This window comes from Anaerococcus nagyae (assembly GCF_040364225.1).
Taxonomy (GTDB): Bacteria; Bacillota; Clostridia; order Tissierellales; family Peptoniphilaceae; genus Anaerococcus; species Anaerococcus nagyae.
This window is the reverse complement of the sequence record NZ_AP031484.1, coordinates 1,744,863-1,761,103: the sequence shown is the minus strand read 5'-3', so window position 1 is coordinate 1,761,103 and position 16,241 is coordinate 1,744,863. Positions and strand designations below refer to the sequence as shown.

Below are 16,241 nucleotides of genomic sequence, written 5' to 3'. Positions count from 1 at the left end.
ATTCATTCTGCAACAGGCTCTTTCATAGTTAAATTTTGCTAAGTCTTTAAAATTTGATAAAATATATATAATATTATGTATCTATAAAGGAGAAATTATGAAAAATTCTAAAAAAATCGTTGCAGCTGGTCTTGTTATTTCATTTTCTATTTTAAATGTAGGTCAATCATTTGCAGCTATTAACACTAATTCACCATTCTATTATTCAAACAAAACTAGACAAGCATATATTAACTTAACTGATTTGCAAAGAGAAGAACTAGATAGAATGAATACTGATAACAATAAAGTTCTTACTATTGAAGAAGTACTTGAATCAGGAAAATTTTCTTTACCAATTAAACGCGGTGTAGACTGGATTTATCCCTTTATGATAGATAAAAATAAGGATGGACAAGTAGGAGAAAATTATTGGGGAGCTAGCGGATCTAGTTCATCTAATACTAATAATAGTACTCATTCAACTATAGAAAAAGAAACTCCTAAATATGATTCTAGTCACGAATTAATATCTACACCTATTGATGAAGAAAAAGATGTCAAAAAGAAAGTGACAAATGAAGATCTTAATGAATTAAGAGAGGCTATAAGTGAAGCTAAATTAACTTTGAGTGCAGTAGATATCATATTAAAGAAAGCTCCTAATTTTTCTAATAAAAATATAGTCTTTTTAAGACAATTAGCTAAAGAAGCACAAGAATTAATTGACTTAGGAGAGAGAGTTTTATCAATCTATAAATAAAATTAGGGCTGTTGCAATATTGAAAGGATAATTCATCTTTGCAACAGCTACTTTTTGTAGTAAAATTTATTCTCTTTTAAAGAAACTGTCAATTTCAAAAGCATCTTCTGAATTAACTAATACAGTAAGCTTATCACCAATTAAAATTACATCTAAGGCACTAGGTACAAATTCATGGTTATCTCTTTCAATTGAAAGTATTATTATATGCTTTGGGAAATTAATCTCTTTTATACTCATTCCAACTATGGCTAGTCCATCGGTTATTGTATATTCAAATATCGAATAATCTCCAAGTTCTTTTCTATGAGTAGCCAATAAATTCCTATCTTTTAGCTGTCTTTCAAAAAGTGTATCATAAATTGGTGCGATTTTTAGAGATTCAGCTACATAAAAAGAAGTTATTACTACTAGGGACAATGATAAAAGGTGGCTGAATGAAGAGGTCATTTCAGAAACCAATATTACAGAAAGTATTGGACTTCTAACAACTGATGCTAAAATACCACTCATGCCTAGAATTAAAAAGTTTATATAATAATCATTTACACTCATATTTTTACTAAGCATTGCAAAAATTAGTGCTCCACAGCATCCGCCAATTACTAGAACTGGCAAAAATATACCACCTTGGACTCCTGAGCCATAGCAAAAAGTAGTATAGATTAATTTTATGAGAAGTATAGCTAATATATATTTTACAGAAAATTTATTAGCGGCCATATCTTCTAAAAGTTCATGGCCTCCGCCAGTTCCTTCAACAAAAGTAAAGCCTATGACTATAGTTACTATCATCAAGAAAGCATATTTTAATACATTTGAATTGATAGATTTAAATAAATCTTGAAATTTAGAAATTAGTTTGTTATAAATACCACCAATAACTCCTGTTAAAAGTCCTACTATGATCGCTATCCATACAAGATTCATGGGTAGTGATTTTGCCATAGTAAAGGAGAATGAGCTATCTACTCCCATTATTACAAATGAGACGTAGTTTGCTATTATAGATGCTATAAGAGCAGGAAGTAAGACAAATCTAGAATAGGATTTATGTAATTCTTCTATTGCAAAAATACAGCCAGCAAGTGGAGCATTGAAAGCTGCTGCAAGACCTGCTGCAGCTCCTGCAGTAATCATATACTTTATTTCATCAGGAGGTCTTTTTAATATTTTACCTATAAGCTTTGCAGCTGCACCGCCCATCTGTATAGAAGGACCCTCTCTACCTAGAGAAAATCCCATTAGATTACCTAGTCCTCCACCAACTATTTTTGAAACTATAGTAGGGAATTCGTCCATTTGAAATTTACCTAGTATTTCTCCACGTATTTGAGGAATACCACTTCCTCCAGAAAGTGGTGCCCATTTTAATAAGTTATATATAATAAATGAAATTATAATGGCTAAGCATATTATAATTGCAATTGATTTTATATTAAATTCATCATATAAGTTATGCCTTAAGATCCCCATTTTAGAGATGATAAACTTGTAGAAGACAGAAAAAAGACCTGCAAACACTCCTACTATTATCGAGTCAGTCAACATTCTAAATATTAGCTTTTCTTTGTTGTTAAAATCATTTCTCATGTTTTTTCCTTTTAGTTACCTTGTTCAATCTTAATTATGTAAACAGTAAAAGACCCTAAGAAGTTGAATTAAATTCAAACTTTTCGGGCCAAATTATTTTGCTAAATTTATTTGACTTAATTTTTGGGATGGATTCTGTAATTAATACCATTTATCAACTCTACATCATAGGGACTATTAGAAAAGTATCCTTTTAAGAATTCATACCTATAATCGTGATAAGTTGAATTTTCCTTTTTAAGGTTGATTGGATTTTCACTACTTACTTCAAAGTTTTCGTGATGGTCATGATCATGGCCACCTTGGCAAGTATTATCTAAAGAATTATCTGGGTTTATAGTTTCTTTTTCATATTTACTATGCATATTGTTGTTAGTAATTAAATACAAGTCATTTTTATCATCTACTTGGGCGGCAAGACCATTATCACATGGCATTCCATCAAGTAAATATTTATTTAAATCAGAAAAAATTGTATTATAATTTGAAAAATCTTTTCCTTTAGCACTTTCCTCACCGAGTTTATACATTTTTTCTTTCGTATTTTCTGAGTGGGTAAGGGCATAGTGTAGTCTATTTTCTACAACATCTATTCTAGAATCAAGCCATCCATGTATATTGTCTTGATCAATTAAACTTTCTAGTGGTTCATTAGAAACGGGATTATTTATTCTATCAACTTCACTAGTATTTCCATCTAGCAAGTAATTAGTAATTTTATCTTGAAATTTGATCTTTTCATACATCATATAATGTATAGGACCTAAAAATTCGCTCATTATATCACCTCTATTATTACTTTACTATAAATATATATGATATACTATAAATTAATGAGGAGGAGCTTATGAAAAATTTAACAACAAAAAGATTAGCTTATATTGGATTATTTGCTGCACTAGCGTATTTGTCGAATTATTTGCAAATACCTGTTGTGACCCCTTTTGGCAATACTAGGTTTCATTTGGGTAATGTATTTTGTTTATTATCAGGAATTATTTTAGGACCACTTTATGGGGGCCTTGCAGCAGGAATTGGGACAAGTATGTTTGATTTATTTGATCCAGTCTATTTTACCTCTGCGCCAACAACTTTTATAAATAAGTTTGCTATGGCGGCTGTAGCAGGACTTATATTATATAAGAAGAAAGATGATACTTCTAAATCTAGGATTATACTATCATCTATACTTGGGCAGATAACTTATATCATTCTTTATTTACTAAAGACTTTTATAAAAGATTATTTTATATTAGATCTTTCTGGACCCGCTACTTGGGTAGAGATGGTTCAAAAAGGTGGAGTTTCTTTAACTAATGGCCTTATTTCTGTTATATTTGCATCAATACTTTCTATACCTTTATTAAAGGCAGTCAAATTTGAATAATAGATTCTTATTTGGGTAAAAACTATTTTAAGAGATGAGTTTATGTATTATAAGAAATTTAATAAGAGGATTGCTCTTAGATTCAAAAGATGAATGACTTGCTAGAAAGCCTGACAAAAAGTTAGGCATAAATACTATAGAATTTGAATGAGGTTTATATGCAAACTAGAGAAAAAATATTTGGAGTAACTTGCCCAGTATGCAAACACTCCTTTGAAACAGAATTAAATACAGCTATATTTTCTGCCACAGAAGATAGGGAGAAGATATTAAATAAGGAATTTGGAGAATTACTTTGTCCATCTTGTGGACATAGATTTATTTTAAATTATAGATTTGCCTATACAGATGATGAAATTAAATTTATGATAGTAAATGATCCTAAGTTTGTAGATAGTAAGGCTAGGATGATTTTTAAGTCAAGCTTATCTCTGCTAGATAGGGATCATAAAGATGAGCAAAATAAGTATTTGACGCGTATGACATCAGACCTTGATGAAGTTTGTGAAAAAATTGTGATTTTTGAAAATTACCTTTCTGATAAGGCAGTTGAGATTATGAAATACATTCTCTTAGAAAGCGAGGAATTATCCTTAGGGCATGATGATGTTGAGTCTTTTAGATTAGAAAGAGATGATAAATTCCATATAATTACAACAGATGGTAATGAATATACCTTAGGATTTGTAAGGGAAGTATATGATAACCTTTTAAATCGATATTCCCAACTTTTAGAAATAGATAAAGCTGAAAAGGTAGATAAAGATTGGGCTTATAATTTTTTAAAAGATATAAAATAACTTTTATATAAAAGAACTAGCTTATGTTTAGCATAAGCTAGTTCTTTGCAATTATTTTACTTATGGTATAATTTTCACATGAAAATAAGTTTAAATGATAAAAATAAAAGAAAAACTGTATATGATATTTTAAATATTTTTTATGATGATAGTAACATAGAATTTACTAATAGAGCTAGTATTAACATTTTAGATGATGAAATTATTTTTAAAGATAAATCTTATCCCTACGAAAGTAATTACCAATTGAAAGCAAATTTATATAAAATTTTTGAAAAAGAAACTGGTTATAAGTCTCCATGGGGGATGCTTACGGGATCAAAACCATCAAAACTTTTAAAAAGTCAAAGTACAAATCAGATTAAGGATAAATACTTTGTTTCTGATGAAAAACTAGCTTTACTCAAAGATGTAGAAAATGAACAAAATAAGCTAGACTTTAATAAAAATGATTTTAACTTGTATATAAATATACCATTTTGTCCTACAAGATGTAGATATTGTGCCTATCCTACCTTAGTAGGAATTAATCATGATAGAAGTGCATATATTGATAAATTAATTCATGAAATAAATAATATAGACTTACCCAATAGTCTTGATAGCATCTATATAGGAGGGGGAACTCCTACAAATATATCAGCATATGATCTTGATAGGCTGCTTAATACTATAAATAAGAGATTTACCTATAGAGAATTTACGGTTGAAGCAGGTAGAGAAGACACACTAGATAAGCAAAAACTTGATATTTTAAGCGAAAATAAAGTGCAGAGAATATCTCTAAATCCTCAAACTTTTAATGAAGATATTATAAATTCTGTAGGTCGCAGCTTTGATTACGATAATTTTATAACCATATATGAATATGCTAAAGATTTGAAATTTATTATAAATATGGACTTTATTGTGGGACTTGTAGGAGAGAATAGTTGCTCTTTTATAAGGAACTTTGAAATTCTAGAAAAGTTAAAGCCACAAAATATAACTTTCCATGCTTTGGCTAGCAAACGTGGGAGTAAGTACAGAGAAGAAAATAAAAAAGGTTCTGTAAAAGATGCTTTGAAGATAAATGAAGTCATTAAAAAATTTACAGAAGAAAATGGATATAAAGCTTATTATCTTTATAGACAAAAGAATATTTTATCTAATTTAGAGAATGTAGGATATCAGAAAGATGATACTAGTCAAAGATATAATATTGTAATTAACGAGGAGAGTGAGAATGTCATTGGCCTGGGTATGAACGCTAATACTAAGCTTATGAATGGTAAAAAATATCGCAATGCTCGTAACTTACGTGATTATACAGAAAATATAGAAAATATTATAAGGGATAAAAATATGATGATTGAATCAAATTAAAAAGCTGACAAATAAATGCCAGCTTTTTATATTAAGTAACAAAGAACTTGTTAATCTTAAATTACTAAAAACTTATGTTTACTGAATATCTTTCCAAATAGCAGTAACTGTAATATTATCGTTTACTGTTATTTTATCTTTTGGATTATTTATATCTTCATTTCCAGATACAAGCCATCCAGCAAATTCTTTGCCATCTGGAGCTATGAATGTATTTTCAGGAAGGCTTATTTCGCTTCCTTTCACAACTTTCATTTCTGGAATCTCTCCATCTGCTCCATTGGATTCAAAATTTAAAGACACATAATCTTTTTCTTTATCTTTAAATACTGGTGTGATTTCTATATTTGCTTGAGTATTAAAAGTAAAACCTGGTTTTTTGATAGCATCTCTAACTTTCCATCCGGCGAATTCTTTTTCCTCAGGTATTGTGCCTTCATATTCTGGAAGAGTGAAGTCTTCACCTAAATTTACTTCATTTGTAGTAGCATTTACTAAGACCTCTACTTTTGGATTTTGGACATTTTCTATTTTTCCTGTATTTAAGTCAAGCTTATAAATTTGTACTTTGGTATTCCTTGCATAATCAGTTGCAATAACTTTAATTTCTACTTGATCAGGATTATTGTAATTAGCATAAGAATTTAATAAGCTATTAGCTTGGTATTCTTTTCCATTTACCAAAATTGATTTTTGTTGAATTCTTCCAGGATTTCCACTATCTATCTTATCTGTTATAGATAAATTTACTTCCTTATCTTTACCGTCAATCTCATATTTTAGTCCGATACTGTTATCGAGCTTTTCATTTGTTAATTCAATTTCTGGTTTAGTGTTGTCGATAAATATCTTGTATTGTGATCTAATACCTTCTGGCTCACCGTTGCCTATATAGTCTTTGACAGCCCAATCCATGATATCACCATCGTTAGCATCTATTTTTACTTCGAAGTCTTTGGAATTATCACTGTTTAGATCTCCATAAATTAAATATTGATCAACTATGGATTCATTTATTCTAAAGTTCCAGTTAAATCCACCTTTATCACCTACTTTTCCTCGTAAAATTAGTGGACTTTTTCTAATGTAAAGTTCTCCATAATTAGCGTTATTTTCATTTGTATAAGGATTAAAGCTATCATTATCCATATCAAGTTGGACTTTATCTTTATCTATATATACAATTTTGCCAATTTCTTCTACTAAATTTTCATCATTTAGTATAGCTTCTCCATTAGAATTTTTTTCTAGTTTATAGACTTCATATCTTAAGATGGTAAAGCCTTGAAGAGTCTTTATATTAGCTGTTTTAGTTGCTACATCTTTACTATCGTTAGTATATATATTTGATGATAAGGCTTCTAATCCGGTTTTTCCAGGATTTATAGATATTATTTTAACTGCATATCCATTTTTAATTTTTAAATTATCACTTATTTCATAATAAATATTGCCGGCCTCATCGGTTTTCTCTTTTAATCCATGATTTAGGTCAGCTCCGCCAAGCTCTATGATATTTCCATAATTAGATTCGACATTTGGTATTTTATCTTCTGTCTTCTTAGAGATTTTTTCTTTAGGCATTCTTATATAGATACTTTGGCTGCTACCATTTTTATCGGTTACGTATAGTTCTATATCTCCCTTATAATCAATACCTTTATTATTATCGACATCATTTATATTTGCCCATAGATTGAATGACATTGACTTATCTTTTTCGTTATATGTTGATGGAATAGTCTTCACTTGGCCTAGCTTGTTAGTTTTTTTCATAGCAGTAGATCTAAAGTAGATTTTAGCATCTTTACTTACGTTTTTGACTACACCTTCTATATCAAATCCACCATTTGCATTTAATATAATCTTTCCTACATAGTTATGATCTTTAAAATAATCTAGGGAATTATCTACAAATTCCATCTTACTTCCATCAAGATATTTACTTGGAAGTCCATATTCATCTATGGACTTTTCATCTCCATAATCGTAGCTTTCTTCTTTTATACCAGTTAACGGATTTTCTTTTTTGATCTTTTTTACTTTTATAATTCTATTTAGATCTTTATTATCAAGTGATTCAATAGTAGATTTAGTAGTATCTATATTAATACTTGGTTTTCCTTCTAAATTAGCAGAGCTATTAGCTTCATTTTTATCTGATTTTTTTTCACTTGTATTAATATTTTTTAATAACTTGGCGTCTATTTTTCCTGCTGAATTTTTTTCTTCAATATAGTCATCTATATCAGGATCGTAGGAGCTTTTTACAGTAGAGTATCCTAGCTTGCCGTTTATAATTTTTTTGTCAAATTTAACTTGATATAAATCAGTAAAGTTTGAAGCTCCATCTAAAGCAGCAATTTCTATTGTCTTTCCTAAAAGATTTTTATTAGCTCCCAATATTTTATAACAGCTGTTACCATCTTTATCTAGTTTAAAGCCGTTATATTTATTTTTTTCTCCAACATTTACTACTTTAAGTTTATCTAATATTTCGCCATTTTCATCTACAAAGGCAGCTCCTGCAAACCATACTTTGTTAGGAACTTCTTCAAATTTTTGAGGATTTTTTTCTTGTTCTCTGGTAAAGATAGTTTCATTTTTGTAGGCTTCTTTTTGCTTATGGTAGCTATCCTTTATTTTAAGTTTTATTTCATCAGGGTTAGATGCATCAACAGATACAATCTCAGGTGGAGTTCTATCTATTTTTACTGGAATATAGGAGATCTGATATGGATAATCAGGGGTTAGTCTATATTCAAATTTATAGAAATATTGCCCTTCTGCTATTGGCTCAAATTTACCTTCAACATAATTTTTATCGTATTTATCTACTGAATGAGGATTATAGATTAATCCATCCCATCTCAGATCACCATAAACTTTTAGCTTAGAACCCTTTATACCTTTTGAGTCATTTCTTTTAGAGTTTAAGATTCCCTTTATAAAATGATCTACATCGAGTACTTTTAAATAATTTTGATTTTTGGGATTATCACTGTTTACTATAGAAACTTTAGCATCAGCTGCAGATCTTAAAATGAGTGGGCTTGGAGTAAGGCCTCTATCTGTTTCATAATCTTTGATAAGTTTACTTTCTCCAGTGGATTCTAGATCCCAATCTTGTGAATTGTTAAAGGCAAATAAATCTGGGTCTTGATCTAAGCTCTTATTATCATCTTCTCTATTTTGGATAACTCCTGCTGGTTTAAATAAATCTATGCCGTGTTCTCCTCCTCGACCTCTATTTAAGGTTCCAGGTATTTTTGGATTACCTTCATCATCATAACCTACAATGCCCTTTGAACGAGATCCATCTTCCCAAGCCCATTTATCGATTATAGGTTCATTATTCCAGTCTCCAGCAAATCCCATAAATGGCATAGATAGAGAAGGTTGAGGATCCTTTCTGGTATTTTCTTTTTCTTCTTTTGACTCAAAGTTTATAAATCCTTCTATAAATTTATTTTTGTTAGCAAGGCTTCCAACGTCAAGGCTTGCACCTAAACTATAAGATCCTCTTGCAGGAATTACTATTTCGTTTTTAGCGAAGGTTAGCTTAGCTCCGTCAACTTTTTTTGGATGAATTTCATTAACTGTATGAATTCCAGTTTTGGACTTTTCATCATATTCTTCATCTAATTTTTTTACTTTAATCTCTCCATCTGTAGTAATAGGGGAGGATGATACTTTAAGAGTGATATCCCTATTAGTTGGATTATCAATATTAATTCTGAAATCTTTTTTCTTAGTTTTTATTTCCTTTAGAGAGACAGCTCCATAAGAGTTTGTTTGACCACTAGAGTCCTTTAGATCATAAGAAATTACTAAATTATTTTTAAGAGCTTTCTCAACATTGATAAGTCCAGAACCTTGTTGTCTAGGTGATGCGTAAAGATAAGTTCCACTTTCTTCTGTTTGAGGATCTATCATAGGAGTGGATGTTATTTGTAGCATTATTTTTGTAAGGGATACCAAATCTATTCCTCTACTCTTAATAACTGGTTTTTTTACCATTTCTTTTAATTTAGGTCTAATAATAACTGTTGAACCTGATACTACTGGAGTAGCCATTGACGTACCTGACATATATTGATAGGTATCTTTTCCGTCTATTTTATTTAAGGTAGAGTATATATTTTTACCTGGGGCAGATACATCTGGTTTTAACATTAGATCTACTCTAGGTCCCCAGGATGTAGATCCAGCGGGTACATTAACATCTTGCCAAGGAATTTTTTTATCTAAAAATTTAATATTAAGCTCTTTTTCCTCTCCTACTTTAGGTTTTTGAGAGTTATATAAGTTCATATCTATTCTATAGTCTGAGTCTTTTTTAGATTTGACATTAACCTTGTCGGATCTTCCAGTTAGCATTGACCATAATTTTATACCGTCCATACCAGAGATGGAAAATACTTGTACTTTTGTAGCTTCATCTTCTTCATAACCCATAGCTGGAAGGCTTTCCCAATCATCACGGTTATAGTAAGATACAGTATTTACAACTATAACTCCAGCTGCTCCTTTATCAGCTGCTTTTTTAAAAGAATATTTTAAATCTTTTGTGTATATTCTATCCATGATTACAATTTTATCTTTTAGGTTTTTGCCAGCTATATCATCATCTTGACATTTGCCTAAATAAATAAATTTATACTTGTCTTTTTTAAAACTATTGGGATCAAAAAAAGCTCCTATTCTGGAATATCTAAAGTCGTTTCCACCAATATTTACTCCATCAAAATTGATTTTAGTATTTCTGGATGAGCCTACTGCTATGGCATCTTCGTGGGCTGCTGTTCTAGTTACATTTCCAGTATCTGTCATATTTAAGGCATTGTTTGCATATCTATCCCAAGAAGAATTAGAAGCTGAGCTTGCATAATTACCAGTTGCAACGCAAACTGGAATGCCATGATTTCTTAGAGTTCTGATTGCTTGCCAATATTTTTCTCCCTTAAGTCCAGTACCTGTAAAACCTGAGGATATAGAAATTACATCTACATCATGTTTTATACAATCTTCAAAGGCATGGAACATAGTTTCATCTCCAGCAAAACCCTCACTAGCATCTGAGTACATCTTATAAGAAAACAATTGAGCATTAGGGGCAATACCTCTGATTCCCTTACCTTTATTAATATCTTCCATAGTATCATTAGCAGCTAGAATTCCTGATATATGCATTCCATGAGGATCGTGATAATCTGAACCATCATCGTACTTTTCGGTTGTTATTTTTCCTCCATTTAGATAATTTACTGAATGTGGAACCTTTTCTGAAATATAGAAGTTCTTATCGGCTTCTGATAAGTTATCTAATTTTACCTTGGCGACTTTTTTTGCATCATCATCGAGTCTCATTGCCTTATGGCTTGCATCCATACCTGTATCTATATTGGCTATCACCATGCCTCTTCCATCATAATTTTTGCCAAGATTGGGATTTATTGCATTGATATTTTTAAGATAGTTACTTGCCTTGTCTACCTTTACTAGGCTTCTGGCATTTTCCATTAAAGGATTGAGTTTTTCTGATTTTTCAATATCTGCAACTCCTTTAATAGTTTTTATATAATCGATGTTTTCTGGATAAGTAGAGATTGCTAATCCGTTGAATATAATATTATATTCGTAGAGAACCTTTGTATCCTTGATTGAATTTAATGCTTTTTTTATTTTATTTTTATCTGCATTCTTATTAAATTCGATAAAATATACTTCTTTTTCAATATCTGCCTTTATACTAGCTTCGCTAGATAAATAATCATCGATAATTTTGCTTTTTTTCTGCTTGCTTCTATTAATATTTACCAAATCACTATCTTTTTTAGGATTTGTTGATTTTGATGCAAAGGATGGACTTACAAAGCTAAATACCATTGATAAAGCTAAAATAAATGATATAGATTTATTATGATTTTTTTTCAATATATACCTCCATAACTATTTTTAATTATCTATTTCTAGAATCTTACAATATTCTTTTAAAGCCATTTTTCCTTCTTTACATAATAACTTGGATTGTGTTATCAGTTTGTTTATTTTGTCAGAATATTTTTTGCTCAAACTTGAAATATCAGACAATAAGTGTTGGCAAGTTTTACATAAACATTCATTTTCTAATATAGCTTGTTTAAGGTTATAGTAATCTTTAAGAAGATCTTCTTTAAAATAGAATCCTTTTTTGACATATTTATAGTCGTCTGGAATATAAATTAGAGAGTGACTATTGTTGGAATTATTAGAATTTTTATGATCTTCCTTAATTTTATTAATAGATTCTTTTGATATATCGACATTTGATTCATCTTTGATAAATGGATATTTATTTACTTCTTTTGATTTGTTATCATCAATGATGTAATTGTCATCTGTGTTAGAACTTTCATTTTTAGTTCTTGCATTATTTAAATTAATAGCTTCGTTATAAATTTTATAGATTTCATCATTAGATTTAGCTAAATTGATTCTTTCCTCAAATTTTACTTTTTCTGTATTTGTTAATTTGGACAAGTTTAATAGATTACTTAAAAATTCTTTTTTATAATCTTTATCAACATAATTTTTTTCTACATCCTTATTTTTTTCTAATCCATCAGAATCTTTATTATTTGGATTATCAATAGCCTTATTTTCAAATTTTTTATAGTAGTAAATTTTACTAGTATTAGAATATATAACAGGATTTTCGTTGATAATCTCATAGGAGAGATCTAAGTCGTTTAGAATTTTATCGTTTTCTTTAACACCTTTATATGTTTTTAAAACATTTCCATCTTGATCATATGTTGTGATATTTATGATTGATTGATCACCTGCTCTCTTTACTTCAACTTTTTGTTTTTTATCTTTACCTATATAGTATTCAAAAGTATCATTAGCTTCTTGAAGAATTTTATAATTTTCACTAAATTTATCCAAACCAATAGACTTGCCAGTATACTCATATGTTATTCCATCTTTGTTAATATTCTTAGGAGCTTGTGGAGGCGTGATATCCTGTCCAAAGAAACCAGAAGCGACAACAGGAGAATGAATATCATTATCAGTATCTGCGTCTAAAAAATGTGTAGTGTGATGAGTTCTTAGGGGGATGTCATAAGTTGTGGATTTATTTTCCTGATTTTCTGCATCAGTATTTTCTTTTACAGTGCCAAAAGTACTTTCTCCAGTGTTTTTCTTATCTAAAGCTGAAATTTCTAGTTCATTTCTAGATATATTCGTAGCTAATTTCTTGATGTTTAGTTCGCCGTTATAGTTTATGCTATAAACTTTTTCAAATTCTTTTCCTTCACTATTTATTTTTTTTAAATTAATGTAAACTTTTTGGTAAGGATCATTTCTATCAATATAAAATGTATAAGTAGCTCTATCTTCACCATCATCTCGATTATTTTTATATTGACCAAATATATAGTATTCATTTTGATCTATCTTATCTAGGGGTATGTAACTTGGATAAGTAGGATCTTTGACAACTGTAACTAGATTTTCTTCGTTTGTGTCATCTAGTTTTACTTTGCTTGCTTTATTTGTGTCTTTTGATACTTCTTCTTTAGAATCAATATTGTTATTTATTTTATTTTCATTATCTATATCTATTGGATCATTGATATTATTAGTTTTGGGATTGCTATCTTCTCTCATCTTTTCTTTACTATCCTCAGCATTATCATTTGCTTGATTTATTTCATCTGTATCTGTAGGACTGGTAGTAAGATCGGTAGAACCATCGTCACTGTTTTCTACTATCTCTTGATCATTTGATTTATTTAAAAATTCTTCTTCACTAGTAGAAAAAAATTCATCATTATTTAAATTTCCTTCTTCACTTGCAAATACAGTATTATTAGTTGAAAAAATTAGCATTAAAGCTAATGCGGTACTTAATCTATAATTGCTATAATTATTTTTTTTATTCATTAAAGTCCTCCCTATTAAAATATACATATTCTATTTTTATATTTTAATTTTAGCTATCTTTTCAGTAGACAGCTATATAAAATCATATAACAAGTCTTGAAATTAGTATGGCCATACTCACTTATTAATTTTTACTGTAAATAAATTTATTTATTATAATGATTTCATATTTGATATTATAATATAAATGACAAAAAAATTCTACTAAATTAATATAAAAATTAGGGTGACCTAAATTAGTGGCTTAAAAAGTTTTTATTACAAGGAAGGTAGAGTAAAGATTTATTTGGATAATTTATCTTATTTGAGTATAAACTTGAATACAATTTGAAAGATAAAATTTATAAGATGGTTATATTGCTAATAAAAGCAACTTATAGCTTCTATTAGCAATAAGAATATAATCTATATTATTTATATAGTTTAAGTAAGTAAAAGAATTATTTCAACTAAGTAACCAAATATGAGCTATTTGATCTTGTAGTTGATGGTATGACCATTTCATTTGGCTTTTTTTGATACTATTTGGATCATTAATTATAAATTTACCATTCTCATAGGAATCTATAACAAGTATGTGTCCGAAAAGAGTAAAATATCCTTTATCTACAGAAACAATTAAAGGTCCGTAGTTTAAAGCATCTATCATAGCTTCTTCATTATTTGGAATATCACTAACACTGTATCCATACTTATTTGCCTCATCTTGGAAGAATGACCAAGATATACCATTTCCATCCATATACCCATAGGCGTCTTTAGATATTTTATCAGGGCTTATAGTGATATCGTTATTTAGTCTTGCAAGTACCATGGCTATTGAGGTTGGTCCACATCCTGCTATACCTATATTGGAATGACCTAAATTATTGTAGGCCCATCTGTTGTCCCATTGAATAAAATAAGGTGTTTTTCTGCCTAAATCTACAGACTGACCATCATAATAGGCAAAGTCTGTAATCCCATTTGCATAATTATAGACAAATTCTATAGTATCAGAGTCGTTTCCACTTAGGTATAATAAAGTATTATCTAAAGAATCGAAATTATCATAAATCCATTGAGCTTTTTCATTGCCTTTATTAGCTTCTTTTTCTATATTTTTTCTAAGTTTGTTCATGTCATCTGTTTTATATTTATTTGATTTAAAGATTGAATTGAAATAACTTAATTTTTCGTTAAAGTAATTATCCTCATATGGTGAGTCATTTATTCTAGTTCTAAGAAAATTTACCATAATGTAAATTATAAAAGCTATTACAATTAACCTTAAAAGTTTAAATTTTCTTTTTTTTCTTTTTCTCATAATTATTCCTTTACTGAACTTATAAAAATAATTATATAATAAATTCAATGTTTAATCAATATTGGAGTTAAAAATCAATAATATTAATTTAATAGTTGATTTATTTAATTATTGACTAAAAAACATATAAGTTTATAATAATTGTAATAAGTTTATATATTTTGAGGTAAGTTTTATGGCGAAAATTGATGTGATAATTCCAATGTACAATGCAAGTAGTATGATAAGTGAGACTATTGAATCGGTAGAAGCAAGTGATTTTAATGATTTTAAAATTATTATAGTTGACGATGGCTCAACTGATGATTCATGTGAAATAGTAGGTAAATTAGGCAAAAAGTATGATAATATTTATTATTATAAAAAAGAAAATGGTGGTGTTTCTGCTGCAAGAAATTTTGGAATATCTAAGTCAACTAGCCCATATATTTGCTTTCTAGATTCTGATGATCTCTATGACAGGAAGTACTTATCAAAGATGTATAAAAAAATAGAACAGACAAATTCTGACCTATGTACATGTGGCTATAATGAATTGATTGATGGAGAAGTTACTGAAAAGAAAAGTTCTTTTGTAAAGAGTGACTTTTTAGTTAATTACTTAATAACAAAAAATAAGCTCCATATAAGTAATTTTCTAATTAAAAAAGAAATAATATTGGATAATGATATTATTTTTCACGAGCAAAGCTCCTATGGAGAAGATATTGAGTTTATGGTAAGGATAATAAAAAATTCTAAAAAAATTGAGATAGTACCTGAGTATCTTACTTATTATAGAATCGAAACAAATAGGCTTTCTCTTTCTTCCTTTAGCTTAGAAAAAATAGAAGATGATATAGAATTTTCTAATAGGATCTTAAATGATAAATCTTTGCACCTATCAAAAAGAGAAAAAGAGGCCTTAATAAACCATAAATTGGTGGGTAATATAGTTAATAAACTCTTAGAAGCTATAAATTTAGGTTATAACAAGGATGAAATTAGGGAAACTTATAATAAGTATGAGTATATTATAAATAAGAAAAGCCATTCATTTGGTTTAAGAAGCTTAAAACTTAGTCTAAACAAGCAAAGGTTAAAGTCAAAAATTGGGTATTAGTATTTGTATATAAT

Annotated in this window: 10 protein-coding genes; 5 read left to right on the top strand and 5 right to left on the bottom strand. The window is 28.9% G+C overall.

The genetic code is table 11. The annotated features are described in order from the left end of the window. Positions 1-97 precede the first annotated feature (97 nt). Positions 98-742, top strand: a complete 645-nt coding sequence (locus ABXG81_RS08645) for a hypothetical protein (RefSeq protein ID WP_209813464.1) — start codon at positions 98-100, stop codon at positions 740-742. Positions 743-808: 66 nt separating this feature from the next. Here the strand turns inward: ABXG81_RS08645 and ABXG81_RS08640 are convergent, their stop codons facing one another. Beyond that, the gene (locus ABXG81_RS08640) at positions 809-2,335 is read right to left on the bottom strand and encodes a ClC family H(+)/Cl(-) exchange transporter (RefSeq protein ID WP_353528788.1); all 1,527 of its coding nucleotides are present in this window, start codon (positions 2,333-2,335) and stop codon (positions 809-811) included. Positions 2,336-2,451: 116 nt separating this feature from the next. Further along, the gene (locus ABXG81_RS08635) at positions 2,452-3,114 is read right to left on the bottom strand and encodes a hypothetical protein (protein WP_209813461.1); all 663 of its coding nucleotides are present in this window, start codon (positions 3,112-3,114) and stop codon (positions 2,452-2,454) included. 68 nt (positions 3,115-3,182) lie between these two features. Between ABXG81_RS08635 and ABXG81_RS08630 the strand changes: the two genes are divergently transcribed. From ABXG81_RS08630 to hemZ, 3 genes are all read left to right on the top strand, one after another. Beyond that, complete coding sequence (locus tag ABXG81_RS08630) at positions 3,183-3,722, top strand: ECF transporter S component (protein WP_117520378.1); 540 nt, start codon at positions 3,183-3,185, stop codon at positions 3,720-3,722. 158 nt (positions 3,723-3,880) lie between these two features. Beyond that, a complete protein-coding gene (locus ABXG81_RS08625) occupies positions 3,881-4,522 on the top strand; it encodes a CpXC domain-containing protein (protein WP_117520376.1) in 642 nt (213 codons plus the stop codon). Positions 4,523-4,600: 78 nt separating this feature from the next. After that, positions 4,601-5,887 carry a coproporphyrinogen dehydrogenase HemZ gene (gene hemZ, locus ABXG81_RS08620; RefSeq protein WP_353528787.1) on the top strand — a complete coding sequence of 429 codons (1,287 nt, stop codon included), beginning with the start codon at positions 4,601-4,603 and terminating at the stop codon, positions 5,885-5,887. Positions 5,888-5,965: 78 nt separating this feature from the next. Here the strand turns inward: hemZ and ABXG81_RS08615 are convergent, their stop codons facing one another. The 3 genes from ABXG81_RS08615 to ABXG81_RS08605 all read right to left on the bottom strand — a co-directional run bounded on the left by ABXG81_RS08615 (position 5,966) and on the right by ABXG81_RS08605 (position 15,125). Then, complete coding sequence (locus ABXG81_RS08615; protein ID WP_353528786.1) at positions 5,966-11,824, bottom strand: S8 family serine peptidase; 5,859 nt, start codon at positions 11,822-11,824, stop codon at positions 5,966-5,968. Positions 11,825-11,845: 21 nt separating this feature from the next. Then, a complete protein-coding gene (locus ABXG81_RS08610) occupies positions 11,846-13,819 on the bottom strand; it encodes a hypothetical protein (protein WP_353528785.1) in 1,974 nt (657 codons plus the stop codon). Between the two features lie 445 nt (positions 13,820-14,264). Beyond that, positions 14,265-15,125: a C39 family peptidase gene (locus ABXG81_RS08605; protein WP_353528784.1), complete on the bottom strand. Its 861-nt coding sequence runs from the start codon at positions 15,123-15,125 to the stop codon at positions 14,265-14,267. Between the two features lie 175 nt (positions 15,126-15,300). On the opposite strand from ABXG81_RS08605, the gene ABXG81_RS08600 reads away from it, so the two are divergent. Next, a complete protein-coding gene (locus tag ABXG81_RS08600) occupies positions 15,301-16,227 on the top strand; it encodes a glycosyltransferase family A protein (protein ID WP_117520370.1) in 927 nt (308 codons plus the stop codon). The last annotated feature ends 14 nt before the right edge of the window (positions 16,228-16,241 follow it).